The sequence below is a fragment of the Winogradskyella endarachnes genome (assembly GCF_009741275.1).
GTDB classification, from domain to species: domain Bacteria; phylum Bacteroidota; class Bacteroidia; order Flavobacteriales; family Flavobacteriaceae; genus Winogradskyella; species Winogradskyella endarachnes.
Genome location: NZ_WOWS01000001.1, coordinates 663778 through 689413, shown reverse-complemented (window position 1 = coordinate 689413; position 25636 = coordinate 663778). Strand labels below are relative to the sequence as shown.

26 protein-coding genes are annotated in these 25636 nt (G+C 30.9%); 14 read left to right on the top strand and 12 right to left on the bottom strand.

Annotated features, from left to right (window positions below):
- Positions 1 to 2: 2 nt before the first annotated feature.
- Together xerA and GN138_RS03085 are read right to left on the bottom strand one after the other, a co-directional pair.
- Positions 3 to 911: a site-specific tyrosine recombinase/integron integrase gene (xerA, locus tag GN138_RS03090; protein ID WP_157362022.1), complete on the bottom strand. Its 909-nt coding sequence runs from the start codon at positions 909 to 911 to the stop codon at positions 3 to 5.
- A gap of 103 nt (positions 912 to 1014) precedes the next feature.
- Positions 1015 to 1317: a TM2 domain-containing protein gene (locus tag GN138_RS03085; RefSeq protein WP_231743024.1), complete on the bottom strand. Its 303-nt coding sequence runs from the start codon at positions 1315 to 1317 to the stop codon at positions 1015 to 1017.
- Between the two features lie 164 nt (positions 1318 to 1481).
- Between GN138_RS03085 and GN138_RS03080 the strand changes: the two genes are divergently transcribed.
- From GN138_RS03080 to GN138_RS03070, 3 genes are all read left to right on the top strand, one after another.
- Positions 1482 to 2357, top strand: a complete 876-nt coding sequence (locus tag GN138_RS03080) for a hypothetical protein (protein ID WP_157362020.1) — start codon at positions 1482 to 1484, stop codon at positions 2355 to 2357.
- Positions 2358 to 2422: 65 nt separating this feature from the next.
- Positions 2423 to 2845: a type II 3-dehydroquinate dehydratase gene (gene aroQ / locus GN138_RS03075; RefSeq protein WP_157362018.1), complete on the top strand. Its 423-nt coding sequence runs from the start codon at positions 2423 to 2425 to the stop codon at positions 2843 to 2845.
- Between the two features lie 11 nt (positions 2846 to 2856).
- Positions 2857 to 3339, top strand: a complete 483-nt coding sequence (locus GN138_RS03070; RefSeq protein WP_157362016.1) for an outer membrane beta-barrel protein — start codon at positions 2857 to 2859, stop codon at positions 3337 to 3339.
- Between the two features lie 111 nt (positions 3340 to 3450).
- On the opposite strand, the gene lpdA is transcribed toward GN138_RS03070, so the two are convergent.
- From lpdA to msrB, 3 genes are all read right to left on the bottom strand, one after another.
- Positions 3451 to 4827, bottom strand: coding sequence for a dihydrolipoyl dehydrogenase (lpdA, locus tag GN138_RS03065; protein ID WP_157362014.1), 1377 nt, complete (start codon positions 4825 to 4827; stop codon positions 3451 to 3453).
- Positions 4828 to 4934: 107 nt separating this feature from the next.
- Positions 4935 to 5489: a DUF1572 family protein gene (locus tag GN138_RS03060; RefSeq protein ID WP_157362012.1), complete on the bottom strand. Its 555-nt coding sequence runs from the start codon at positions 5487 to 5489 to the stop codon at positions 4935 to 4937.
- A 97-nt stretch (positions 5490 to 5586) separates the two neighbouring features.
- Positions 5587 to 6072, bottom strand: coding sequence for a peptide-methionine (R)-S-oxide reductase MsrB (msrB, locus tag GN138_RS03055; protein WP_157362010.1), 486 nt, complete (start codon positions 6070 to 6072; stop codon positions 5587 to 5589).
- 158 nt (positions 6073 to 6230) lie between these two features.
- Here msrB and GN138_RS03050 point away from each other — a divergent pair, with 158 nt between their 5' ends.
- From GN138_RS03050 to speD, 10 genes are all read left to right on the top strand, one after another.
- Positions 6231 to 7640 (top strand): glycogen synthase, encoded by a 1410-nt coding sequence (locus GN138_RS03050; RefSeq protein ID WP_157362008.1) that lies wholly within the window; start codon positions 6231 to 6233, stop codon positions 7638 to 7640.
- 29 nt (positions 7641 to 7669) lie between these two features.
- Complete coding sequence (locus GN138_RS03045) at positions 7670 to 8935, top strand: glucose-1-phosphate adenylyltransferase (RefSeq protein ID WP_157362006.1); 1266 nt, start codon at positions 7670 to 7672, stop codon at positions 8933 to 8935.
- A gap of 18 nt (positions 8936 to 8953) precedes the next feature.
- Positions 8954 to 10927: a 1,4-alpha-glucan branching protein GlgB gene (gene glgB / locus GN138_RS03040; RefSeq protein WP_157362004.1), complete on the top strand. Its 1974-nt coding sequence runs from the start codon at positions 8954 to 8956 to the stop codon at positions 10925 to 10927.
- A gap of 163 nt (positions 10928 to 11090) precedes the next feature.
- Positions 11091 to 11498 (top strand): hypothetical protein, encoded by a 408-nt coding sequence (locus tag GN138_RS03035; protein WP_157362002.1) that lies wholly within the window; start codon positions 11091 to 11093, stop codon positions 11496 to 11498.
- A 182-nt stretch (positions 11499 to 11680) separates the two neighbouring features.
- Complete coding sequence (locus GN138_RS03030; protein WP_157362000.1) at positions 11681 to 12349, top strand: hypothetical protein; 669 nt, start codon at positions 11681 to 11683, stop codon at positions 12347 to 12349.
- 237 nt (positions 12350 to 12586) lie between these two features.
- A complete protein-coding gene (locus GN138_RS03025) occupies positions 12587 to 15004 on the top strand; it encodes a glycoside hydrolase family 31 protein (RefSeq protein WP_157361998.1) in 2418 nt (805 codons plus the stop codon).
- A gap of 90 nt (positions 15005 to 15094) precedes the next feature.
- Entirely contained in the window at positions 15095 to 15922 is an 828-nt protein-coding gene (locus tag GN138_RS03020) for a M48 family metallopeptidase (RefSeq protein WP_157361996.1), read from the top strand.
- 137 nt (positions 15923 to 16059) lie between these two features.
- The gene (locus GN138_RS03015) at positions 16060 to 17442 is read left to right on the top strand and encodes an MFS transporter (protein ID WP_157361994.1); all 1383 of its coding nucleotides are present in this window, start codon (positions 16060 to 16062) and stop codon (positions 17440 to 17442) included.
- 114 nt (positions 17443 to 17556) lie between these two features.
- Entirely contained in the window at positions 17557 to 18099 is a 543-nt protein-coding gene (locus GN138_RS03010) for a hypothetical protein (RefSeq protein ID WP_157361992.1), read from the top strand.
- Positions 18100 to 18128: 29 nt separating this feature from the next.
- Complete coding sequence (gene speD / locus GN138_RS03005; RefSeq protein ID WP_157361990.1) at positions 18129 to 18503, top strand: adenosylmethionine decarboxylase; 375 nt, start codon at positions 18129 to 18131, stop codon at positions 18501 to 18503.
- 7 nt (positions 18504 to 18510) lie between these two features.
- Here the strand turns inward: speD and GN138_RS03000 are convergent, their stop codons facing one another.
- From GN138_RS03000 to GN138_RS02990, 3 genes are all read right to left on the bottom strand, one after another.
- A complete protein-coding gene (locus GN138_RS03000) occupies positions 18511 to 19059 on the bottom strand; it encodes an HNH endonuclease (RefSeq protein WP_157361988.1) in 549 nt (182 codons plus the stop codon).
- Positions 19060 to 19158: 99 nt separating this feature from the next.
- Complete coding sequence (locus GN138_RS02995) at positions 19159 to 20340, bottom strand: glutathionylspermidine synthase family protein (protein ID WP_157361986.1); 1182 nt, start codon at positions 20338 to 20340, stop codon at positions 19159 to 19161.
- Positions 20303 to 20863 carry a hypothetical protein gene (locus tag GN138_RS02990; RefSeq protein WP_157361984.1) on the bottom strand — a complete coding sequence of 187 codons (561 nt, stop codon included), beginning with the start codon at positions 20861 to 20863 and terminating at the stop codon, positions 20303 to 20305. The genes GN138_RS02995 and GN138_RS02990 overlap by 38 nt, the downstream gene beginning before the upstream one ends.
- A gap of 41 nt (positions 20864 to 20904) precedes the next feature.
- Between GN138_RS02990 and GN138_RS02985 the strand changes: the two genes are divergently transcribed.
- The gene (locus GN138_RS02985; protein ID WP_157361982.1) at positions 20905 to 22431 is read left to right on the top strand and encodes a polyamine aminopropyltransferase; all 1527 of its coding nucleotides are present in this window, start codon (positions 20905 to 20907) and stop codon (positions 22429 to 22431) included.
- Positions 22432 to 22481: 50 nt separating this feature from the next.
- On the opposite strand, the gene GN138_RS02980 is transcribed toward GN138_RS02985, so the two are convergent.
- Genes GN138_RS02980 through GN138_RS02965 form a run of 4 tightly spaced genes read right to left on the bottom strand, consistent with a single transcriptional unit; the run spans position 22482 to position 25451 of the window.
- Positions 22482 to 23207: a head GIN domain-containing protein gene (locus tag GN138_RS02980; RefSeq protein ID WP_157361979.1), complete on the bottom strand. Its 726-nt coding sequence runs from the start codon at positions 23205 to 23207 to the stop codon at positions 22482 to 22484.
- Positions 23208 to 23257: 50 nt separating this feature from the next.
- Complete coding sequence (locus GN138_RS02975) at positions 23258 to 24346, bottom strand: hypothetical protein (protein ID WP_157361977.1); 1089 nt, start codon at positions 24344 to 24346, stop codon at positions 23258 to 23260.
- Complete coding sequence (locus tag GN138_RS02970) at positions 24324 to 24887, bottom strand: hypothetical protein (protein WP_157361976.1); 564 nt, start codon at positions 24885 to 24887, stop codon at positions 24324 to 24326. The genes GN138_RS02975 and GN138_RS02970 overlap by 23 nt, the downstream gene beginning before the upstream one ends.
- A gap of 9 nt (positions 24888 to 24896) precedes the next feature.
- A complete protein-coding gene (locus GN138_RS02965) occupies positions 24897 to 25451 on the bottom strand; it encodes an RNA polymerase sigma factor (RefSeq protein WP_157361973.1) in 555 nt (184 codons plus the stop codon).
- Between the last annotated feature and the right edge of the window lie 185 nt (positions 25452 to 25636).

Genomic DNA, 25636 nt, shown 5'->3' with positions numbered 1-25636 from the left:
AATTACTTTCTAGGGTGATATTTATTTAAGACTTCACTTAAGTGAGAGCGGTCAACATGCATGTAAATTTCTGTAGTTGTAATACTTTCATGGCCAAGCATCATTTGTATAGCACGTAAATCTGCACCATTCTCTAATAAGTGTGTGGCAAAAGAATGTCTAAATGTGTGTGGAGAAACTGTTTTTTTTAATCCAACGATTGCAACGAGTTTTTTAATAACTGTAAAAATCATGGCACGTGTTAACTTTTTACCTTTATAATTTAAGAATAAAATATCCTTTGATTCTGGTTGTACATCAATATGATTTCTAATTGACATCCAAATATTTATGAATTTCTGGGTAGATTCACCAATAGGAACAAAACGCTGTTTATCGCCTTTACCCGTAACCTTTATAAAACCCTCTTCAAAAAACAAATCAGATATTTTCAAATTAATAAGCTCACTAACACGCAAACCACAACTGTATAAGGTCTCTATTATTGCTCTATTTCTTTCGCCAAGATTTACACCGTTGTATTGATAACTTAAGTCAATGGCATTTATTAAATTATCTATGTCTTTTATAGATAAGGTATCTGGTAGTTTTCTTCCAATGCGTGGTGATTCTATTAAATCTAATGGGTTTGTTTCTCTGTAGTCTTCAAAAATTAAATAATCGAAAAAATTTCGAAGTCCAGAAATTAATCGTGCTTGTGATCTTGGGTTTATGGTTTTAGAAACCGAATAAATAAAATCTTTTATGGTGTTATTATCTATTTCTATTGGAGATATAGAAATAGTATGATTTTCTAAATAGGAAGTAAGCTTTTTAATATCATAACAATAATTCTCAATAGAGTTGGTGGAAAGGCCTCGTTCTATTTTAAGGTAATTTTTATAATCTGTTATGGCTTGGTTCCATTTCATATATAAATTTGGATATAAAAAATAGTGCGGAAGCTAAAGTTTTAAAACAAAAAAAGTCATCTTTTTAAGAGGTAAAGATGACTTTTAATAATATAGTTATTTATTATAATCCAGGGTAAGAATCAGTTAGTATTTGTACAATATCAATAATATGCCCTACAATAAAGAAACCGAATGTTATTATGTATAAAACATTCCAATACCATGGACTACCAATGTACCATCTATGAGCGGCAAAACCACCTAGCACAAACCATAAAGCGGCTGCAACCCATTTGTCTTTCCCAGAACTTGCAGCAGGTATAGCTTCTGCAATTTCATCTTCAGAAATGTCAGTAGAAACTGAGTTTTCGATGTTGTTTACAGTAGCTCTTTTAACAGGAAATGATGCATAAGAAGCACTCATACATAAAAAAATAGCGATTGTTGAAAGTAATAATTTAATTTTCATAAAAATTGGTTTAAGTTTGTTCGAAAATATATATAATAATTGAAAATTCAAACAATTTTATTGCTAGTATTTTAATAAAAATAAAAATATTAAGTGATATATTGAAAAAATCTTATTCAATGAAATTTTTTAAAGTTTTATTATTTACTCTTATCGTTTGCCAATTTACAGAAAGCCAAAATGAAAATAAATATGTTGGTTTTATAAAATTGAAGGACACACTCTTAATTAAGTACAGATTAGAATTTAGTGAGTCCAATGGTGAAATAAGTGGTTATAGTTTAACAGATTTTGGTGGTGAGCATGAAACTAAGTCCAAAATTTCTGGTATTTATGACCAAACAAATCATAGGATATCTTTTAAGGAAGTAGAATTGATTTACACAAAATCACCAGTGTCTTTAGATGATTTTGATTTTTGTAATATTCACCTAGAATCCGCAAAGTTTAAATTAGGTGCCAATGAATTTAATGGTAACTTTAAAGGAAAGTTTAGCGATGGAACACAGTGTATTAATGGAGAATTAGCTATGAGTTCTGTTGAAAAAGTAGCTAATAGAGTTGCAAAGTTTTCTAAGAAGGTACAAAAATCAAAACGTATTGAAGATAGTATAAAGGATAAAATGAAAAATTTAAAAATATTAGATTCACTGAATCTAAATGTTTTAAAAAAGAATGAAGTTACATCTGTTTTTACTAAATCTAAAGTTATGAAATTTTTTATCTACGATGGCGGTAAAATAGATAAGGATGTTGTTACAATTTTGAGTGAAGGAAAAATAGTGTTACTTAATTATGAGATATCCGAAAATAAAAAAGTAATTGAAATCCCAATAAAAACAAAGAAAACAACGATTACAATAATTTCAAATTCTGTAGGTACTATTGGTACTAATACTACTGTTTTAGAAATTGTAGATGATGTAAATAAAATTAAAACTTTAACTAGCCTTAATAAAGATGAAAAAACCTATATTGATATTTTTCAAAAATAACGATTTCAATTTTCAGGGTGTTTTATCTATTTAAGCTAACTAAGTAATTTTAAGATATTTACTTTATGAAAAAACTGATAATTATAAATGGTCCAAATTTAAACCTTTTAGGTAAGCGAGAACCAGAGATTTATGGTAGCCAAACCTTTGAAGATTATTTGGAAATTTTAATAAATAAATACCCTAAAGTTGAGCTAGATTACTTTCAATCTAACATAGAAGGCGAACTCATAGATAAAATTCAAGAAACTGGTTTTTCAGCAGATGGTATTATATTAAATGCAGCTGCATATACACATACATCAGTTGGTATTGGAGATGCTATCAAAGCGATTTCCACACCTGTTATTGAAGTTCATATTTCAAATACATTTTCTAGGGAAGAATTTAGACATCAATCTTATATTTCGCCAAATGCTTCAGGTGTAATTTTAGGTTTTGGTTTAAAGAGTTATGACTTGGCTATTGAGAGTTTTTTTAATGATTAATTAAAAATGATATGAAGCTATTTCTAAAATCATTTTTGTTTGTAATTCTGTTTTTAACATTTAATGATGCTTCTTCGCAAACTCAAATAGGGATTAAAGGAGGTGTTAATTATACTTTTTTTAAGGTTAATCAAGGTAATTTTGGCAATTTTTCAAAAGCTGAAACAGGCTATTATGGTGGCTTATTTGCTGATTTTAAGATTGAAGAGGATTATAGTTTTCAGGCAGAGTTATTATACATTGGTCTAAATGATTTTAAATTCTTAAATGCTCCCTTATATTTTAAGTATAATGTATTCAATAACTTCCATATTTTAGTTGGTCCTAGTTTAAATTATTTTTTCGATTTTTTTAATGCCAAATTAAAAGTTAGAGCAGATTTGAGTTTGGATTACGATTTTTCATCAAAATTGAATGTGCATATGAAGTATGTTATTGGTTTTAAAGAGATTTCACCAAATGGATTGTTTTTAGGTATTGGTTATAGATTGTAAAATTTTTCAAATAAAAAAAATGCAATTCAGTTCAGAATCGCATTTTTTTTATTTGACAACCATCAGAGTAAGCGTTCCTTCCTTCTGGGAAGGCTAGGAAGGGCTCTCTTTTTATAAGTGTATCACTTCATCATAAGCGGCAGCGACAGCTTCCATAACCGCTTCACTCATTGTTGGGTGAGGGTGGACTGCTTTTAAAACTTCATGCCCTGTAGTTTCTAACTTACGTCCTAATACCGCTTCAGCAATCATATCCGTTACGCCAGCGCCTATCATGTGACAGCCTAACCACTCACCATATTTAGCATCGAAAATTACTTTTACAAAACCTTCTTTGTTTCCACCTGCACTTGCTTTTCCAGAAGCAGAGAATGGAAATTTACCAATCTTTACATCTAAACCTTGTGCTTTAGCTTGCTCTTCAGTTAAACCTACAGATGCAATTTCTGGTGTACAATACGTACAACCAGGAATATTGCCGTAATCTAAAGCTTCTACATGCTGACCAGCAATTTTTTCTACACATAGAATTGCTTCTGCAGATGCAACGTGCGCTAAAGCTTGGCCTGGTGTTACATCTCCTATAGCGTAGTAACCAGGAATATTAGTTTGGTAATAATTGTTAACTAAGATTTTATCTCTATCAACTGCAATACCAACATCTTCTAAACCAATATTCTCAATATTAGATTTAATACCAACAGCAGATAATACCACATCTGCCTCTAATACTTGTTCTCCTTTTTTAGTTTTTACTGTAGCTTTTACACCTTTACCAGATGTGTCTACAGAAGTTACTTCAGCAGAAGTCATTATTTTTATACCATTTTTCTTAAAGCTACGCTCTAATTGTTTAGATACTTCATTGTCTTCAACTGGTACAATTTTATCTAAATACTCTACAATAGTTACCTCAGTTCCCATTGAGTTATAAAAATATGCAAACTCTACACCAATAGCTCCAGAACCTACAACTATTAATTTCTTAGGTTGTTTCTCTAAACTCATGGCTTGTCTGTATCCAATTACTTTTTTACCATCTTGAGGTAAACTTGGTAATTCTCTAGAACGTGCACCTGTTGCAATTATAATATGGTCTGCAGAATACTCAGTACCATCAACGTCAATTTTCTTTCCGGTTTTAAGAGTTCCGAAACCTTCAATAACGTCGATTTTATTTTTCTTCATTAAAAACTTAACACCGTTGCTCATTCCATCAGCAACACCACGACTTCGTTTTACAACTGCATCAAAATCATAATCAGCATCTTTTACTTTTAAACCGTAATCTTCAGCATGCTTTAAGTATTCAAAAACTTGAGCAGACTTTAAAAGTGCTTTTGTTGGTATACAGCCCCAATTTAAACAGATTCCTCCAAGACTTTCTTTCTCAATGATGGCTGTTTTAAAACCTAATTGCGAAGCTCTAATAGCTGCAACATAACCACCAGGACCACTTCCTAAAACAATAATATCGTATTTACTCATGCGTAAGTTTTTTTATTAAATTCTTTGAAGTTACAAAAGTAAGAAATTCAAAATATAAAATGTAATTAGTTAGTTCTAATTTTAGTAAAACAGATGGATTGTTTTGGTTAAATATCATCTGTAAAATGCTTACGTCTTTTTTCTGCTTTAAATTTTAATTTGTTATAAGATTTAGATTCTCCTTTGGCTATTGACAGTGTTTGCCAATTATTTTCCTTAATTGTTTTGCCTATGAACACAATTTGTCCTATATGGTACGCATAATGCATTGTTTGTCTATTAATTGCTTCAGTGATAGTGTGTCCCTGATTTCTTATGTATATAATTTGCTCTAAGTTTTCGTTGTTTAGTGGCTTAATAGCTTTAAATAGACAAAGCCAACCTTGTTCCCAAGCTTCTATCAATTGTTGCTTGGTATTAAAATTATCCTGGAATTCCTCATCGCGTTTTCGCCATTCTTTCTCACCATCTTCGGTTAAAAAATTTGTCCAGCGACTTAACATGTTGCCATGAAGATGTTTCACAATTATAGCGATTGAATTAGAATTAATGCCAAATTCTGTTTTTAATTCTGCCAGTGTAAGTTGGTCTAAGGTTTTATCACCAAGACTTTTGTAATACTGAAGTTGTTTGATAACACTTTTTAAATAGGAAGAGGCCATATTTTTAATTTTGTTGTATAAAAATAGCGATACATTATTTATTACATCGTTAATTTGTATAATAAGATAATATATAGCTATTTTTAATTTAAACGCTTTACTCTTCGGTAGCAACAAATATCAGAGCATCACCATTTATACAGTGCCTTTTGCCTGTTGTTGCTCTTGGCCCATCATTAAAAACATGTCCTAAATGCCCTCCACAAGTGGCACAATGTTCCTCATCTCTAGTATAACCAATTTTTGTATCTGTACCATAAGCCACATTACCTTCTATTTCTCTATCAAAACTTGGCCAACCAGTACCAGAATCAAATTTATGTTCACTTTTAAACAATGGTGTATTACAAGCAGCACAATGATAAACTCCTTTTTTGTAATTTTTATTTAATGGACTAGAAAATGGACGTTCTGTACCAGCTTCTCTTAAAATATAATATTGCTCAGCAGTGAGTTGTTCTTTCCACTCTGCTTCAGTCTTAGTGATTGCAAATGTTTCTTTTTCACTAGATTCCTTTTTCTGCGCTGCAGAATTACAATTAAACAATGTAATAAACGTAATAAATGACAGCACTTTTTTCATAACCTAATTTTATTTTCTTTTTTCAATATTTTATGGGTCGAAAGTTAGTTTGTTTCATTACAAAATACTGGTTTTATTTAACAAAGATTTTATAAAAATGATAGTGGTATTTAGCAATTTAATTGTTAAATTTAAAAACTAATACTAAATAAGAACTAATGAAAATAGTGCATATAAGCGCAGAATGTTATCCAGTTGCAAAGGTAGGAGGATTGGCAGATGTGGTTGGAGCTCTACCTAAATATCAAAATCAATTAGGTGCAGATAGTAGCGTTATAATGCCTTTTTATAATAACACTTTTACTCGAAAACATAATTTTGAATCTGTATACAATTCAAAAATCCATCTAGGTTATATTGAGTATGATTTTGATATACTAAAATTATCAACGCAAATTTTAGAGTTTGATGTATTCTTTATCGATATTCCAACATTATTGTATAAAGATTATGTGTATTCTAATGACGATACTGACCGTTTTTTAGCATTTCAGATAGCAGCATTAGATTGGATTTTAACTTTAAATAAGAAACCAGATTACATCCACTGCCACGACCATCACACAGGTTTAATTCCGTTTATGGCCCAAGAAAGTTATAAGTATAGTGCTCTAAATAAAATACCTGTAATAACAACTATACATAATGCGCAATATCAAGGTTGGTTTAAGTATCATCATTTATATAAAATACCAGACTTTGATAATAACAACGTAGGATTATTAGACTGGAACGGAATTATAAACCCTTTAGCAGCAGCCATTAAATGTGCCTGGCGTATAACTACCGTTTCTCCTAGTTACATGGAAGAACTTATGATTAATGCTAATGGATTAGAGGGTTTATTAAGAGCAGAAAATGCAAAGGCTGTTGGTATTTTAAATGGAATAGATACCGAAGTATGGAATCCGGAAACAGACAAATACCTTATAAAAAATTATAAAGTATCTTCTAATCAATCTGGAAAATTAGCAAATAAAAAGTGGTTGTGTACAGAGTTTAATCTAAATCCAGAAAAACCTCTATTTGCATTTATTGGTCGCTTGGTGGGTGAGAAGGGCTCAGATTTATTTCCCGATGCTTTTAATGTTGCCCTAAGAAATAATGATATTTCAATTTTACTTCTAGGTTCCGGAGATCCAAATACAGAAGAAAGATTAAATGCACTTAAAAATGAAAATGAAGGTAGATATAACAATTTTATAGGTTATGATGAAAGGTTATCACATATTATATATGCAGGAGCAGATTTTTTATTAATGCCATCTCGAGTAGAACCTTGTGGATTAAATCAAATGTATGCTCTTCGTTATGGAACGATTCCAATAGTTAGAAGTATTGGAGGTTTAAAAGATACAATTATCGATATTGAAAATGATGGTTTTGGATTTGTACATAAAGAAGCTTCTGTAAATGATATTTGTTATTCTATAGAAAGGGCAGTCAATTTTTATAAAGCTAAAACAGAACTTAAAAAGATTAAAAAATATATTATGCAAATTGACCACTCTTGGGGAAATTCTGCGAAGCAATATATAAAACTTTATAAGTCAATAACAACTAATTAACTATAACTAAAGAACTAAAAAAATAAATTATGATAAATGAAAGTGTACTATCAATTATACTGGGTGGAGGCCAAGGGTCTAGATTATATCCATTAACGGCTGATAGATCTAAACCAGCAGTACCAATAGCAGGTAAATATAGATTAGTAGATATACCTATATCTAATTGTATAAATTCAGATATAAAAAGGATGTATGTATTAACACAGTTTAACTCTGCCTCTTTAAACCAACATATAAAGAACACTTATCATTTTAGTTTTTTTAGTAGTGCTTTTGTTGATGTTTTAGCAGCAGAACAGACCATGCAAAGTGATAAGTGGTTCCAAGGTACTGCAGATGCTGTAAGGCAAAGTATGCATCATTTTTTACAAAATGAATTTGATTATGCTTTAATTCTTTCAGGAGACCAATTATACAATATGGACCTAGAAGATATGATTGAAAAACATAAAGAAAGCAACGCAGAAATATCTATAGCCACATATCCAGTTACAGCTAAAGATGCTACTGGATTTGGGCTTCTTAAAACAAATGAAGAAAGCATTATTACTTCATTTATTGAGAAACCTGCAGCAGAATTATTACCTAATTGGACCTCTGAAGTAAGTGATGACATGAAAGCAGAGGGAAGAAATTATCTGGCCTCAATGGGAATTTATATTTTTAATAGAGACCTTTTGGTAAAACTTATGGAAAATCCAGATACTATAGATTTTGGAAAAGAGATAATACCACAAGCCATACATAACCATAAAACATATAGTTACCAATATGAAGGTTATTGGACAGATATCGGAACCATAGAATCCTTTTTTGAAGCTAACTTGGGTCTAACGGATGATATTCCAAAATTTAATTTGTACGATGAAAACAGAATTTACACTAGAGCCAGAACGTTACCAACTTCAAAAATTTCGGGAACGATATTAAACAAAGCAGTAATATCAGATGGATGTATTATTCAGGCAGAAAAAATTGAAAGAAGCGTAATAGGCATTAGATCTAGAATTGGCAAAGAATCTATAATAAAAAACACTTATATGATGGGTAATGATACCTATGAGTCATTACATGATATAGAAGTAAAAAATATTGAAAACTTATTAGGAGTTGGTGATAGATGTTACATAGATAATTGTATCGTTGATAAAAATTGTAGAATTGGAGATGATGTTAGAATAGAGGGTGGTAAACACTTACAAGATGAAGAAACTGATAGTTACCTTATAAAAGATGGTATTGTAGTAATTAAGAAAGGTGCAACAATACCAAAAGGAACAATAATCAGTTAAATAAATCTTTTACAATAGATGGCAGAAATTATCAATTATAGTTTGTTTACTGATTTTGATATTAATTTATTTAAATCAGGAAAACATTATCGTTTATACGAAAAATTTGGTTCTCACATTATAACTGTAGATGGAGTAGAAGGTGTTTACTTTTCAGTTTGGGCGCCAAGTGCAAATACAGTTTCAGTTGTTGGAGATTTTAATTATTGGACAGAAGGCGAACACAAATTAAGTGTACGCTGGGATTCTAGTGGTATATGGGAAGGCTTTATACCAGGTTTGGGTAAAGGTACTAAATACAAATACAAAATAGAAAGTAATCATAATGGTGTAAAAACTGAAAAAGCAGATCCTTACGCTAGACGATATGAACATAATCCTAAAACTGCATCTATTGTTTGGGACGAGCCTTATACCTGGAAGGATACTAATTGGATGAAAAAACGTAAGGCCAATAACGCCTTAGACGCTCCATTCTCGGTTTATGAAGTTCATTTAGGCTCTTGGAAAAAGAAAGTTGAAGAAAATCGTTTTTTATCGTATGTAGAAATGGCAGATGAGTTAGTTTCTTACGTAAAGGATATGAATTTTACCCACGTAGAACTAATGCCAGTAATGGAATTTCCTTACGATCCATCTTGGGGTTATCAGGTTACAGGTTACTTTGCACCTACATCAAGATTTGGTTATCCTGAAGAATTTAAATTATTGGTAGATAAACTTCATCAAAATGATATTGGGATAATTTTAGATTGGGTGCCATCTCATTTCCCAGAAGATGCTCATGGTTTAGGTTTTTTTGATGGATCCGCACTTTACGAGCATCCAGATCCAAAAAAGGGCTATCATAAAGATTGGAAAAGTTTAATTTTTAATTATGGTCGTAATGAAGTTAAATCGTTTCTAATAAGTAATGCTATTTTTTGGTTAGATCAATTTCATGCAGATGGACTTCGGGTAGATGCCGTTGCTTCTATGCTATTTTTAGACTATAGTAGAGAAGATGGTGAATGGGATCCAAACATGTTTGGAGGAAGAGAAAATCTTGAAGCAATGTCATTTTTAAGAGAAATGAACGAAGCTGTGTATGCTGCATTTCCAGATGTACAAACTATTGCAGAAGAATCTACTGCATTTCCTATGGTATCAAAACCAACGTATTTAGGTGGTTTAGGATTTGGCATGAAATGGATGATGGGATGGATGCATGATACGCTTCAATATTTTGCAAAAGAGCCTATTTATAGGCAATACCATCAAAACGATTTAACATTTTCAATGACGTATGCGTTTACGGAAAATTTTATGCTTCCGTTAAGTCATGATGAAGTTGTTTATGGTAAAAAATCAATTTTAGGACGTATGCCAGGAGATGAGTGGCAACGCTTTGCTAATTTAAGATTACTATATAGTTACATGTTTACCCATCCTGGTGCCAATTTATTGTTTCAAGGTGCAGAATTTGGCCAAAGTGAAGAATGGGATTTTCAAAACAGTATTGATTGGCATTTATTACAATATGCACCTCATAAAGGTGCTCAAGAATTGGTTAAAGATTTAAACATTTTTTACAAAAGCCAACCTGCATTGTACCAGAAACAGTTTTCTATAGATGGCTTTGAATGGATAGATTATGGAGATTCTAAAAATAGCGTATTTACATACATTAGAAAAGGTCATGACGAGATTGATAATTTAGTTATAGCTTGTAATATGACACCTGTCCCTAAAGAAAATTACAAGTTAGGTGTACCAAAGGCAGGTAAGCTAAAGGAGGTTTTTAATAGTGATTTAAAAAAGTACTTTGGAAGTGGTCAATACAGTAACAAACTAAAAACTACCAAGAAGGACCCTTGGCATTTTAGGGATCAATCCATTGTAATTGATATTCCACCCTTAGGTATGGTTGTTTTTAAATACCAAAACAAAATAGTTTCTAAACCCAAGGTAAAATCAACTAAAAAAAGAACAACAAAATCTAAGACCAAGTAATTAAGTAAAAAAAAATTAAAAAAGACCATTCTAAACTTTATTAGAAAGGTCTTTTTTATTTTTAATTAGCTGTATTGAAAAGGATATGTCTAAAAAAACATGTCCTTATAACAGATGTTTTCTTAAGTTTACAAAAGTTGCATTTTCATTATTCTACTTTAAAATGAATACCACTACAAAACAAGGTTTATTAAAATACGGCATTCCTTCTATAGCAATAATTGTTGTTGTTATTCAGTTATTTTTAGTTAACACAAAAGATTTGAGTAGATGGAAAGGTGGAGGATATGGTATGTATACTGAGATGCATTACGTCTATAATCAAATATATATTCCTGGTATGTCTGTTGATTCTTTGGTAAAAGATAACCCTAAAATGAAATCTACTTTAGGTCATTTAATGCTAATGCCAAATAAAATAAATCTAAAGAAAGCTGCCAAATTAGTATTGGATACGTTTAAAAAAGATAGCATCCATATTCAAATTTGGAAGCCTGTTGTAAATGTAGAAAAGGAAACCTATACCAGAGTTTTAAAAGAAGAAATCCGTTTAAATAAATCGAATCTTTGAAACCTTGGTCTTACATACAATTAAAGTTAAGGGAACCAATATTTTTGGGTAAGCAATTGCTGTTATTGTTGCTACTAGTTTACATCATTATTTTAGGAGAAGATTATTTTTTTATTAAAACTACTATTATCTGTTTGGGTTTAACGTTGTGGTTTGTTTTTAATAGTAAAATAAGAGAAAAAATGCCATGGATAGTTATTATTGCACTTCTATTAGTTGATTTATATTATTCTTACTTCTGGGTTGCTAATCATCATTTTATGTTACTTTTTATGGTACTGTCTTTAATGTTATTAACTTTTCATAAGCAAGAATCTATTTTTATAAAAAACATTCAATTCCTTGTGGTTGTTGTAATTATGGCCTCAGTAATTCAAAAACTGTCGTCATCTCAATTTATAAATGGTAGTTTTTATTATCATGCCTTGGATGTAGGCGCTTTATTCAAAAAGATATTTATTTTTTTTCCTGATAGTTTAGACATAGTTCAAAATAATTCAGATAATATAAATGTCTTGTATAAAAGCGACCCTAATTTAAGAGAATACATTGTATTGAAACCTGTTTTTAATAATCTTAAACTTATAAGTGTATTATTTGCATGGCTTACCATAATTATAGAGTTCATAGTAGCTGCGGCATTATTATGGAAACCCAAATCTACTGTTACACATCTTCTGTTTATAGCAATGATTATTGCTGTTCTTGTTACTAGGTTAGAAACAGGTTTTATGGCGCTTCTCTCTTTAAGTGGTTTGTTTCTTTGCGCTAATAAATATTTAAGATTTATTTATATTTTAATTATTCTGGGATGCATCATATTAATAATAACTAAGATAGGGTATCATTAATATTCAATAATTTAACATAATCTTCATTAGAAAATAAATGTGCAGAATATGTTTTTAGAATGATGTGCTGTTAAATTTTAGGAAATCAAGTAAAATATGCATGTAAATTAGAACTATCGCAAAAAATAATACATAAAAAGCGATTGTTAGCAACAATTGGCATTATACTATGAGAACCCTTTTATTTATTGGATTTTTTCCGTTTTTTTGTGTCAGATTTTGATAAAAAATTGACCTATGATTGTAAATACAGAATTAGAAAATAAAGGGAATTTATTTCCATCAAACATAATTGACTTTAAAAAAGATGTTGATAAGCTATATTTTACAGCCGCTAATGACGTTATTTTAGAATTAACTGTTGTTAGAGATAGTCTATTACGTTTTAGATATACCACGGTTGGAAATTTTAAAAATGATTTTTCATACGCTATTACTAAGTATGCGAGTATAGGTTATAATAAATTAGAAATAGAAGAGCGCAAAGACTGTTATGAAATAACCACTTCAAAGTTGCGTTGTGAAATTTCAAAAGTAAATATGAAAGTATCTATTTATGATGCTTTAGATGGTACATTAATTAACCAAGATGAAAGCGGATTTCATTGGGAGGAAAGTTATGAGTTTGGTGGAAACATCGTAAAAATGAGTAAAATTTCTAACGATGGAGAAAGTTATTATGGACTAGGAGATAAACCAAATCATTTAAATTTAAAAGGAAAGCGATACAGTAATTGGGTAACAGATTCTTACGCATATGGTAAAGACACAGACCCCATTTATAAAGCCATTCCGTTTTATACAGGTCTACATCATAGTAAAGCCTATGGTATTTTCTTTGATAACACCTTTATGTCCTATTTCGATTTTGCGCAAGAACGTAGAAACGTTACCAGTTTTTGGGCGCAAGGTGGTGAAATGAATTATTATTTCTTCTATGGTCCAAAAATGAGTGATGTTGTAGAAAGTTACACGGATTTAACTGGTAAGCCTCATCATTTACCACCACTTTGGGCATTAGGTTTTCATCAATGTAAATGGAGTTACTACCCAGAAAGCAAGGTAAAAGAAATTACATCTACATTTAGAAAACTTCAAATTCCATGTGATGCAATTTATTTAGATATTGATTATATGGATGGTTTTCGCTGTTTTACATGGAACAAAGAACATTTTCCAGATCCAAAACGTATGGTCAAAGAATTGTTAGACGATGGATTTAAAACCGTGGCAATTATTGATCCAGGTATTAAAATAGATAAAGAGTATTCTGTTTTTAAAGAAGCTTTAGAAAAAGATTATTTCTGTAAACGTGCAGATGGTGATTACATGAAGGGTAAAGTTTGGCCAGGTGAATGTTATTTTCCAGATTATACAAATCCAGAAGTTAGAGATTGGTGGTCTGGTTTATTTCAAGAATTGATTGAAGATATAGGAGTAAAAGGTGTTTGGAATGATATGAATGAGCCTGCTGTAATGGAAGTGCCAAATAAAACATTCCCAGATGATGTTCGCCATGATTATGACGGAAACCCTTGTAGTCATAGAAAAGCGCACAACATCTATGGTATGCAAATGGCCAGAGCAACCTACCAAGGTTTAAAGAAATATTCGTATCCAAAACGACCGTTTGTTATTACACGTTCTGCTTATTCTGGCACACAACGTTATACATCAACATGGACAGGTGATAATGTAGCTACTTGGGAACATTTATGGATTGCCAACATGCAGGCACAACGTATGGCAATGTCTGGTTTCTCTTTTGCTGGTAGCGATATAGGTGGATTTGCAGAGCAACCGCAAGGTGAGTTATTTACGCGTTGGATTCAACTAGGTATCTTTCATCCATTTTTTAGAGTACATTCATCTGGTGATCATGGAGACCAAGAACCTTGGGCTTTCGATGAGGATGTAACGGATATTGTGAGGAAATTTATTGAAATTCGTTATCAAATTTTACCATATTTATATACAGCTTTCTGGAATTATGTTGATCATGGAACCCCTTTACTTAAGTCACTAGTATTATATGATCAAGAAGATGTGCAAACACATTACAGAACTGACGAATTTATTTTTGGAGAACAAATTTTAGCTTGTCCAATTTTAGAGCCAAATGCAAAAGGAAGACGTATGTATGTACCAAAGGGAAAATGGTATAATTTCTGGACAGATGAGGTTATAAAAGGAGGTAAAGAAATGTGGGTAGATGCAGATATTGATAGTATGCCAATATTTGTAAAAGAAGGTGCAATAATACCTAAATATCCAATTCAGCAATATGTTGGCGAAAAGGAAATTACCGAAATCACTTTAGATGTTTATTACAAAAAAGGCAAAGAAAAAAGCGAGTTGTTTAGTGATGCTAATGATGGTTTTGATTATACTAAAGGACGCTATAGTTTAAGAAATTTCTCATTTACCGGAAAAGCAAATGAGTTAATTATTAATCAATATAAGGAAGGTAAATATGTTACAAATTATGAAACTTTTAATATTAAATTTCATGGATTACCTTTTGATGTGGTTGAAGTGCAGCTAGATAATGAAAAATTAGAATTAGAAAGTTTAAAGGTTAATGGAGTAACATCAATAGTTGTAGATAAGAATTTTGCAGAATTACACATCATAGGTACTAAGTCGGAATCGTAAATAGTTAATAGTGACCAATTGGGTATTTTTGTGTCTTATTACTATAAATTCATTTTTGTATTTTAGTAATTCTTAATAAATCAATTTATCATGAAATATATTAAAGTAGTTTTCGTACTACTAATTGTAGCAGTAGTTTACGCTTGTGCAACCAATCCTTTTACAGGTAAAAAGACAATGGCTTTTGTTGGTAACGACCAATTGTTTCCATCAGCTTTTGCCCAATACAATCAAGTAAAATCAGAGAGTAAGGTAATTACAGGGACATCAGATGCTGAGATGATAACAAGAGTTGGTCAACGTATTGCAGCTGCTGCAGAACGCTGGTTAGTTGCTAACGGAAATCATGGATATTTAGATGATTACCAATGGGAATATACGTTAATAGAATCGGATCAAGTAAATGCTTGGTGTATGCCAGGTGGTAAAATAGCATTTTACACAGGTATTTTACCAATAGCGGCCAATGAAACAGGTGTTGCCGCAATTATGGGGCATGAAGTAGTGCATGCGTTAGCAAATCACGGACAGCAACGTATGAGTGCAGCATATTTACAACAAGGTTTGGCTGTTGCAGGTAATGTTGCATTAGCAAGTGATGATCAAGCTTTAGGTATTTTTAATCAGTCTTTTGGTGTGGTATCAAATGTAGCCGGAATGTTGCCATTTAGTAGAAGTCATGAAACAGAAGCAGATAAAGTTGGTTTAATTTTAATGGCTATTGCTGGTTATAATCCAGATGAAGCTGCTGAATTATGGAAAAGAATGAAAGCTAATAGTGGATCTTCATCTACACCAGAGTTTTTAAGTACACACCCAAGTAATGATTCTAGAATTGCAACATTACAAGAACTGGCACCAAAAGCAAAGGAAGAAGCTAAAAAGTTTGGAGTTACTTCGTTTAGACCAATAAACTGATTACTTATTATTATATATTTAAATTTTTAAGCTGCTTGTTAAGAGCAGCTTTTTTTATGTTATATTGTGGCTTAATTTACTTAGTTTTTCGTAAAGTTTACTAAAGGATTAAAACTACTACCTAACAAACTAATATTATGAATAAATTTGATAAAGGAAGTAAAAAACTTCTAAACGCTTGGGCTTTTTACGATTGGGCGAATTCCGTTTATACATTAACTATTGCCTCCTCAATATTTCCAATATTTTATTCTGCTTTGTTTTTAGGGCAAATTGAAAAAACGGTACCTGCATTTGGGATGGTTTTTAAAAGTACTGCTCTTATCACTTATGTTACAGCATTTACATTTTTAATTGTAGCCTTTTTATCGCCAATTTTATCTGGTATTGCAGATTATGTAGGTAATAAAAAGAATTTTATGAAGTTTTTTTGTTACACAGGTAGTTTAGGTTGTATTGGTTTGTATTGGTTCAATTTAGATAGTATTCACTTAAGCCTTCTCTTTTATTTTATGGGATTAATTGGGTATTGGGGAAGCTTAGTGTTTTATAATTCGTATTTACCAGATATTGCGTACCCAGAACAACAAGATAGTATTAGTGCCAAAGGTTTTAGCATGGGTTATATTGGTAGTGTAATTTTGCTACTAATAAATTTAGGTATGGTTATGATGCCAGACCTATTTGGTTTTGATACTAGTATTTCACAAAATATATTAGACACTGGTACAGAAACTGAAATTGCTGATGCATTAGAAAAAGCCAAGAATAATGCCTCTTTTGAAGCAATGCGTATATCATTTATAACTGTGGGTTTATGGTGGATTCTTTTTAGTCAATATACATTTTACATATTGCCTATAGGTGTATCAAAAGGGCATAAGGTCACTAAAGATATTGTCTTTAATGGCTTAAGAGAATTAAAACAAGTTTGGTTTCAACTAAAGCAAAATTTAAGATTAAAGCGTTATTTGGTAGCCTTTTTTGTGTTTAGTATGGCAGTACAAACTATTATGCTAGTCGCAGTTTACTTTGGAGAAGAAGAAATTGCTTGGGGAAGCTCTGATGCTAAAACGCAAGGCTTAATTGTAAGCATTCTCGTTATTCAATTGGTTGCTATCCTTGGTGCATTTTTAACATCCAAAGCATCTTCTAAATTTGGAAATATTAAAACACTTATTGTTATTAATTTCTTTTGGATGGCATTATGTTTTTATGCTTATTTTATGGAATCACCAGAACAATTTTATATTGCAGCGGGTTTTGTAGGTTTGGTTATGGGAGGTGTTCAATCTTTAGCGAGGTCCACTTATTCTAAATTTTTACCAGATACAGAAGATACAACGTCGTATTTTAGTTTTTATGACGTTGCAGAAAAAATAGGTATTGTTATAGGAATGGTGATTTTTGCTACCATAGATCAAGTTACAGGAAGTATGAGAAACGCCATTTTGTTTTTAGTTATCTTTTTTATAGCAGGTATTGTTTTACTTTTTAAAGTACCTAGGCATGCTGATTGACTTTGCACTATGAACTATTAATTAGGTAGTTGATTTAATAAAAGTTTTTTAAACCCATAACAAAAGAAATCCATACAATTATTCTTATATTGCGTTTAACTAATATATTTATCAATGAAAAAGCTCGTATTTCTTTCAATTTTATCTGCTATGTTTTTTACATCATGTAGCAACAGCGTAGACTTAGCAATAGACAATCCAACTGATTTTTCTGTAGAAGTAGTCGTAGATACACTTAGAGTAGTTGTGCCTCCAAAAGAAGTTGTTTGGGTAGAAATGGGCAAAGGAGAACATCAATTAACTTTAGAGAACGATAGTATAATTAAATTTAATTTTCAGTCTGATGTCTATATGGTTAATCCATCATTGTCAGAATATTTATTGGCAGATGAGTATTATGGTCCAGAGATGTATCAAGATACTTATGCGGCTAACCTAACAAATAAAGAAGTTACATTTTTAGGAATACCTATGGAAGGTAATTATGATGTGGTTAGAGATGTTATTAATGAAGTAACTTGGGATTATGGACCAAGAGAGTCGTTGCCAGAAATGGTAGAAGTAGATTCTGATGAGTCTTATACCAGTTTAGTTAAAGCATACGACCCACAAGAATTTATGGCGTTAATGATGAGTTCTTATTCAGGTGAAGAATAAAATTAAAAAGTCCCAATAATCTATCTATATTGAAAACTTCGTTAGGAACACACATCACTTGGGATGTATACAACTGCAACGCCAAGGCCATTTCGTTTATTCCAAAAGTTAAAACGGTTTTAAATGCTATTGTAGAAGAGCTGCAGCTTTCTAAAGTGAATGAATCTTTTAAGCAATTTGAGCCGATTGGTGTAACAGGCTTCATTCTATTAGAAGAAAGTCATGTAAGTATACATACTTGGCCAGAGTATCAATTTGCCGCTGTAGATATTTTTTCATGTAAACATTTTGATGCCGAAAAAATTCAGAAATTACTCATGTCTTCTTTTAGTTCAAATAAAGTAATTATCAAACAGATAGAAAGAGGAGACGCTATTGATGTAATTACAAAAGAGTTTAACTAGTAAAACCTTATTCTTCTACAGATTTCCAATTCTCACCAGATTTAATTCTGTAAAGCTGCATTGTTGAAATACCAAATTGTTTTGCAATCATTTTCATTCTTGTTCTACGATTTGGATCGTTTATCTTTCGTTTTATAAGCTTTACTTTTGTTTCAGTTAGTTTGGCAGTGGATGGTATTTTACGCACCATATTTTTATACTTTGGATTACTAAACTGGTGAAGCTCTTTTTCTCTTTTAGTAGCCCATTTTAAATTATCAACATGGTTATTTGTTTTGTCATAATCTAAATGAATAACATATATACCATCATTTTTTTCTAAAAAATGTTCAGCCACAAGTTTGTGGACATATCTACTCGTTTGTTTTCCGTTTTTTTTCTGTTTTACAGGTAAGTTTTGGTAACCGTTGATGTAGTATTTTTTTACAAGCGTTTCTTCACTTGTTTTACAATTTATTATACGGCCATAGTTTGAAATTTTAAACTTTTCATTATCATCGATGTTATTATCAAAAACAATAGTTTTCCATTTCTCATTCCAGTAATCTCTTATCATTGCTCGCTTACGTTAGTTTGTGGCAAAGTTACAACAAATATTTTTTTACGAAATTTTAAGTGGTTTTAAGGAAATTTATTACAAAAAGAATGTAAGATTTTAAATGATAAAATGCGACATAAATTCGCAATCATCAGTAATAATTGGAGATTCTTGAGCTCTTAAATTAAGAGCTGATGCTTTGGTTGTGAAGAACATACCGATTTGGTAATAATACTTTTCTAAATCTTGATTTAAAGGATAGTATTTTTGAAAAACCATCTCTTGGTTGCTATAATCTCCTACAGATTCTTGCCTTGCTTTTGTTTCAGTTTCAATAACAATATTTTCGCCTAACCTGCCATAAATGGGCTTCTTTACGTATTCTCCTAAACGTGCTTCTTGCTGTAAATACGTTTCTGCAATGACATTATTTGGGAAATTTTGAGAAATGTAGGCTAAGAATTTTTTATTCTGCCAAATGGCTGTGTAAGGTGGATTTAAAACAACCACCTTATCGTTACAAATTATATCAGATAAGGTTTTAGCCAATTCTGGCTCGTCATTAAACATCCAATCCCAAGGAACCATTTTAAAAAGTACATCAATTTCTTCAAATTCACCGCCAATTTCATAAAAAACGCCTTCATCTGAAAATGTAATATGCTCTAAATCTGAATACATTGGTTTAAAGCCGGCTTGGTAAGCAATGTCTATTATACAGTTTACATTTTCTACATCTTCAATATATCCAAATGAAGTTCCTAAAAATGTAGGATTAGGTTTGTTTAGTGTACTTTTAAGGCTAGAAAGAGTTGTTTTTATATCCTCACTTAATGTATTAAAACTTTGAGGATTTCCTTTTAATTCTGCTAACTGCAATGGATGCCATAATAGTGTTTCTGGTATGGTGCTGCATGTGTCTGCATTAAATTCTATAATACGACCATAATCAGATTTTAGTCCACCATTGATATCAAATCTTCCGTAAAGAAAAGGATGTTTGGTTTTATTTTTCCAGCTGTGAATAATACATTTTTGAAAAGAGAGCGGAATACCTAAATCTCCTAACCTCTCTTCGGTAATAATTTTATCTGTAGCGCGTTGAAATAAATAGAAAGCTTCATCAGAAATACGACGTAATTGTTCTATTTCTGAACGGTAAATACCAAGTAACTCTTCAGAAAAATAATCTTCTCCTAAAAACCAATGTAAACGATTTGGGACATGTTTCTTTTTAAGGCGTTTAATTTCCTTAAAACGATTATCCTCCAAATGATCTAAACGACTTTCCACTGCCATAGCCTTTAGATGATGAACCAGGTACACTTACACGACGAGATGTAGCTGAGCTTTTTAAATCATTTTTTAAACTTGTAGACTTATTATAAGCCGAAGCGTTTTTGTAGTTGCTCTGTTTAGGCGTAACATTGTTCATGTTTCTATTAAAATAAGAGCTTGCTAAAGAATAATATAAAATACTTCTTAGACCAGAGTGGCGGTACGTAGAAGAATTGTCATCTTTTAATTTTCTTAAGGATAAAGTATCAACAGTACCTTCTAAAGTATGCACAATTGCAATAGATTTTTCCTTATCGTCTATAATACGCTCATCAATTATTTTATAATCTTCACCAGGTTCAACTTCTTCAACTTCAGTAATTACACCTTTAGTAGATTCGTAAATCGTTTCTTCTTGTGCATCTTTAATTCTTGGACTTCCGTCTTCTTCTCCACAACTTTGTAAAGCTAAGGTGGCAGAGACGGCAGCAATTAAAGTTATTTTTTTAGTTAAAGCAAGACCTGTTATAAAATTTTTCTTCATCTTTGAGCTGTTGTTTATACCTCAAACATAGTCAAATTTTTATGAAAAAAAAAGCCATTATTCCTTTTGCTGTTTTTATTGCAGGATTATGTTCTATTATCTATGAATTACTGATTAGTACTACAGCGACTTATTTTCTTGGTGATGGTGTTAGGCAGTTTTCTATTATCATAGGTGTTTACTTGTTCTCCATGGGAATAGGTGCTTTTTTAACTAAATTTCTTAAGGATAAACCTCTCATTTTTTTTATTAATGTAGAGTACCTTTTAGGTTTTATAGGAGGTATTTCAGTGCCTTTACTTTATATGCTTTTTGTGTATGTGTCACCAACAGTGTTGCAGATTAGTTGTTTGGCAATAATATTTATAATTGGTATGTTAACTGGTATGGAAGTACCTTTGCTAACGTTTGCATTAGAGGATAGTAATATAAAGAATAATCTTTCTAACATTTTGTCGCTAGATTATATTGGTGGCCTAATAGCAACACTGATTTTTCCGTTTATTATTTTACCTTTTGTTGGGCTGTATTACTCCTCGCTAATTTTTGGTATTGTAAATATTTTATTAGGAATTATTTTAAATTATTCAATGCTAAAAGATAAAAAAAGTAATAGTATTTATGGGTTTTTGGTCATAGCTGTATTACTAACTTTAGTGGTTTTAGGAGGACGATTTTTAGAAGTTTGGGATCAGAAAATATATAAAAGACCAATTGTATTAAATGAGCAAACACCATATCAAAAAATTGTAATGACAAAGAATAGTGATGATGTTCGTTTGTATTTAAATAGAGTAATTCAATTTTCTTCTTCTGATGAATATCGTTATCACGAATCTTTAGTGCACGTACCATTGGCTATGCATTCTAACCCTAAACGTGTTTTAATTCTTGGAGGTGGAGAAAATTTGGCCAGTAGAGAAGTATTGAAAAATAAAAAGGTACAACAAATAGATGTTGTAGATATTGATAGTACTATGTTTCATTTGGCAAAAAAAAATCCCTACTTAAAAGACATTAACCAAAATGCGGCCTTAAATGATAAGGTAAATTTAATTGCCGAAGATGCCTTCACTTTTCTATTTAATAATGATGAAAAGTATGATATTATTATTGCAGATTTACCAGACCCAACTAACCAAGCTATTGCAAGATTATATAGCAAACAGTTTTTTTTAATGGCGAAACGAAATTTAAAAAAGGATGGTGTTTTTGTAACACAGTCTGGAGAAATTTATTTCTCAAATACGGTTTTTAGTTGTATTAATAACACTTTAAAATCTGTGTTTGAAACCGTAGAACCTTATCACACCTATATACCTTCATTTGGAGATTGGGGATTTATTATTGCTAGAAATGGTAATAGCATTAGGGAAATTGATATGAATAGTTTACCAAAAGATTTAAAATACTTAAACCTAAATCAAATAGAACAAACCTTTGTTTTTCCGCAAGATATCAAAATTGCCGAAACTAAATTAAATACTTTAGATAATCCTATTATTCTAAATTACTTCTTGGATGATTGGGGAAAATGGAAAGCTGATTTTCAAACAGGAACGAAGTAAAAAATAAGGACAAGCAAAGCTCATCCTTATTTCGATTTGTTTTTTACAATTTAATTACTCACACTTCCTGAGCCTGTAATTTTAGTGTCTTTATTTGTTGGGTTTCCGGAGTAGTTAACGTCACCAGAACCTGTTATTCTCACAACTAATTCGCCATCACAAACCACATCAGCACTTCCTGAGCCTGTTATTTTAGCAGTAACGTTTGTACTGTTTAAACTATCACCTTCAAAATCTCCTGAACCCGCTACTTTTACAGTTAAATCGGTGGTGTTGCCTTCTAATTTAATATCTCCAGAACCTGCAATATTACTTTCTGTTTCATCAGAATCTATATTTAATTCAATATCACCAGAGCCAGCTAAAGACACCTTAAATTTATCTGCTTCTATTGTACCTGAATTTTTTACATCTCCAGAACCTGCAAGTGACACAGAATTTATGGATTTATAAGGTATAGTAACAACAATCGTTTTAGTCGGTTTTAAATTATAGCCATCCTTAATACGTACAGATAGCGTGTTATTCTTAACTTCTACCAAGATATACTCCATAAGGTTGTCATCGCCTTTAATGGTAATATTGCCTTCTTTGCCTGGTACTAAATTAAAGTCCATGGATCCGGCAGTTTTAACGCCATCATAAGATGCTGTAGAAAATGTTTCTGTGGTAATGTTTCCATTACCTTTAATTTTTTTCCATTTTCCCCATTGTGCGTGAGACAAACTTGTACTTAATAAAATGGTAAGAACTGCGATTGATTGTAATAGTTTCATAATTGTTTGTTTTTTAATTGATTTATAATTGATGATGTTTTAATCTAAATTTAATTCTTCTTAAAAGTTACACTTCCGTATTCAGAATTAATTTTAACAAAATTACCAGAGTCTTTAGAGCCATAGAAACCACTATATTTTTTTTCGGTCATTTCTATTTCTTTATTTATAAAATTAAAGCCATCTGATTGTCTTAAAGATGCAAATTCTAAGTCGATATTGAAGTTAAAATTATAGTCTTCGTCATGTCCAATAGTGATACCTGTAAACTCTGCTGTAATATCTATATTACCAGCTTTAGAAGCCATTCGGTCAATTTTTAAAGAACCATAGTTGGCATTTAGTTTTACATTTTTATAAATGTTACCTAATCTTAACGTTAGGTAGTCACCTTTGCCTTCAAAATTATTAACATTATCTACTTTTAAAGACCCATAATCACAATTGTAGGCTACATGTTCTGCTACTTCTACAATAGATTTTGTATAGTCTGCTTTTATCATTAAATCTTTAGTTTTTGCAACGGTAAATCCGCTATAATCTGCTGTGATTTTACCTCCTTTAATGTATTCAAAATAGCAATTAGAACTATAATCAAATCTAATATCGTTATTGCTAGACATGAGCTCTTTAGTGGTTATTTTACCATAATCACAGCTAATTTTTGTAGCTCCATGTAATCGGTCTAAATTTATAGATCCATAATCTTGAGATAAATCTACATTACCAGAAATTGGCATTTTAATCACATAATTTATTTCAATCTGAAGATTCATGTTTTTTCCCCAATTCCACCAACTACTTTTGTTTTTACTAATGTTTGTAATGGCGGAAACCATGTCAGTGCTAGAAGAGAAATCTACAGTTATACCATCAATTTTTTCTTCAACTTTTTCAGCATTATTTCCCGAAACTTTAATATGTATATCAAAATCTATGCGATTTTCTTCCCATGTAATTACATCTACGCTCCCAAAACTATTATCTACTTTTAGGGTGGCATTAGACGAGACATTAAATGTCTTTTTTATACTGCGCTCTTTTGAAGATTTCTTGAGGTCCTCTCCAGAATTTGCTATTACAATACTCGGTAAGAGTAAAAGTAAAAAGGCAATTTTATAATGTATTTTTAGGTTCATTTGTGTTTGTTTTAAGTTCTTTAATGATTTCAATCTGTTCTAATACAGTATTTAAAATATCGATTCGGTTTTGAAAGTTAGAAATCATCGCATATATAACACGTTGGTTTTTTCCGCTTTCGGTTAAATCTGTTTTTAGTTTTTGATAATCGTTTTCTAAAAGTTTAATTTGTGCTAAAGCATCTGCTATAATTTGCTCAGTTAGTGGTGAACGTTCTTTGTTTAGTTTTTTTAATTCGTTTTCAATGGTTACTGTAAAGAAATCTTGTGTTTCTGACATTTCTGGTGATACACTTGCTAAATCTAAATCTTCAGAATCAGTTTGTAACGTGGTAAAAAGACCTAAACATATTATTATAGAAGCTGCAATGGCTAAAAAAGGTTTCCAGTTAAAACCAGAGGTTTTTTTCTCTTCTACTGAAGCGATATTGCTAGATTTTAATTTATCTAAAAACCTTTGTTTATGATTAGTTTGAGGTGTTTCAATATCAAATTGACCCTTCAAATTTTCAAATAAACTATCTAAATTATCTTTTTCCATAATTATGTATTAAGATGCTTTTAGTACTAATTTTTTTCTTAAACTTTCTTTTGCTCTCGATATTAAAGTTCTGCAATTGGCGTAAGAGATATTCATAATCTCGCAGATTTCTTCGTAATCGTATCCTTCAATTAAATGTAGTGTTAGGCATAAACTGTAATTAGGTTTTAAAGTTTTCATAACGGTTAAGATTTGTGTCACTTTCTCATTATTTTGATCTGGTTCAACAATACCTTGGTCATCTTCAACTTTGTAAATTACATGGTCTATAGGCACTTCATTTTGTTTTACTGTTTTATTGTAATAGCTAATACTATTATTTATTACAATACGTTTTAACCATGCACCAAACATGTTGGTGTCTTCTAAGGACTTCAATTTTGTAAAAGCCGTTAAAAAAGACTCTTGCATAATGTCCTCAGCTTTAAAAGAATCTTTTACAATTCTTATGGCTGTGTTATACATCGCTTTGTTGTATCTGTTGTAAATTTCTAACTGTGCACGTTGGTTACCAGATTGACAAAGGATTAATAACTGTTCGATATTTTGATTGGTTGATGTCAAAAAACAATTGCTTTTACTTATAGATAATGTCTTTTTTAAAGTGTTACAGTTTTAATAAAAAAAGTTTTATTATTTGATAAAGGTAATGGCATAACAATTGAAATTACATTAGTGTGAATAACTTTGAATATCTTTTAAGTGACTGATATTCAGTGTAAAGTTAATTTTTAATACATTTAAAATAA

Excerpts from the sequence above, each read along its gene's own strand:
- xerA (WP_157362022.1), bottom strand. The coding sequence starts at position 911 with ATGAAATGGAACCAAGCCATAACAGATTATAAAAATTACCTTAAAATA.
- GN138_RS03085 (WP_231743024.1), bottom strand. The coding sequence starts at position 1,317 with ATGAGTGCTTCTTATGCATCATTTCCTGTTAAAAGAGCTACTGTAAAC.
- GN138_RS03080 (WP_157362020.1), top strand. The coding sequence starts at position 1,482 with ATGAAATTTTTTAAAGTTTTATTATTTACTCTTATCGTTTGCCAATTT.
- aroQ (WP_157362018.1), top strand. The coding sequence starts at position 2,423 with ATGAAAAAACTGATAATTATAAATGGTCCAAATTTAAACCTTTTAGGT.
- GN138_RS03070 (WP_157362016.1), top strand. The coding sequence starts at position 2,857 with ATGAAGCTATTTCTAAAATCATTTTTGTTTGTAATTCTGTTTTTAACA.
- lpdA (WP_157362014.1), bottom strand. The coding sequence starts at position 4,827 with ATGAGTAAATACGATATTATTGTTTTAGGAAGTGGTCCTGGTGGTTAT.
- GN138_RS03060 (WP_157362012.1), bottom strand. The coding sequence starts at position 5,489 with ATGGCCTCTTCCTATTTAAAAAGTGTTATCAAACAACTTCAGTATTAC.
- msrB (WP_157362010.1), bottom strand. The coding sequence starts at position 6,072 with ATGAAAAAAGTGCTGTCATTTATTACGTTTATTACATTGTTTAATTGT.
- GN138_RS03050 (WP_157362008.1), top strand. The coding sequence starts at position 6,231 with ATGAAAATAGTGCATATAAGCGCAGAATGTTATCCAGTTGCAAAGGTA.
- GN138_RS03045 (WP_157362006.1), top strand. The coding sequence starts at position 7,670 with ATGATAAATGAAAGTGTACTATCAATTATACTGGGTGGAGGCCAAGGG.
- glgB (WP_157362004.1), top strand. The coding sequence starts at position 8,954 with ATGGCAGAAATTATCAATTATAGTTTGTTTACTGATTTTGATATTAAT.
- GN138_RS03035 (WP_157362002.1), top strand. The coding sequence starts at position 11,091 with ATGAATACCACTACAAAACAAGGTTTATTAAAATACGGCATTCCTTCT.
- GN138_RS03030 (WP_157362000.1), top strand. The coding sequence starts at position 11,681 with ATGCCATGGATAGTTATTATTGCACTTCTATTAGTTGATTTATATTAT.
- GN138_RS03025 (WP_157361998.1), top strand. The coding sequence starts at position 12,587 with ATGATTGTAAATACAGAATTAGAAAATAAAGGGAATTTATTTCCATCA.
- GN138_RS03020 (WP_157361996.1), top strand. The coding sequence starts at position 15,095 with ATGAAATATATTAAAGTAGTTTTCGTACTACTAATTGTAGCAGTAGTT.
- GN138_RS03015 (WP_157361994.1), top strand. The coding sequence starts at position 16,060 with ATGAATAAATTTGATAAAGGAAGTAAAAAACTTCTAAACGCTTGGGCT.
- GN138_RS03010 (WP_157361992.1), top strand. The coding sequence starts at position 17,557 with ATGAAAAAGCTCGTATTTCTTTCAATTTTATCTGCTATGTTTTTTACA.
- GN138_RS03000 (WP_157361988.1), bottom strand. The coding sequence starts at position 19,059 with ATGATAAGAGATTACTGGAATGAGAAATGGAAAACTATTGTTTTTGAT.
- GN138_RS02995 (WP_157361986.1), bottom strand. The coding sequence starts at position 20,340 with ATGGCAGTGGAAAGTCGTTTAGATCATTTGGAGGATAATCGTTTTAAG.
- GN138_RS02990 (WP_157361984.1), bottom strand. The coding sequence starts at position 20,863 with ATGAAGAAAAATTTTATAACAGGTCTTGCTTTAACTAAAAAAATAACT.
- GN138_RS02985 (WP_157361982.1), top strand. The coding sequence starts at position 20,905 with ATGAAAAAAAAAGCCATTATTCCTTTTGCTGTTTTTATTGCAGGATTA.
- GN138_RS02980 (WP_157361979.1), bottom strand. The coding sequence starts at position 23,207 with ATGAAACTATTACAATCAATCGCAGTTCTTACCATTTTATTAAGTACA.
- GN138_RS02975 (WP_157361977.1), bottom strand. The coding sequence starts at position 24,346 with ATGAACCTAAAAATACATTATAAAATTGCCTTTTTACTTTTACTCTTA.
- GN138_RS02970 (WP_157361976.1), bottom strand. The coding sequence starts at position 24,887 with ATGGAAAAAGATAATTTAGATAGTTTATTTGAAAATTTGAAGGGTCAA.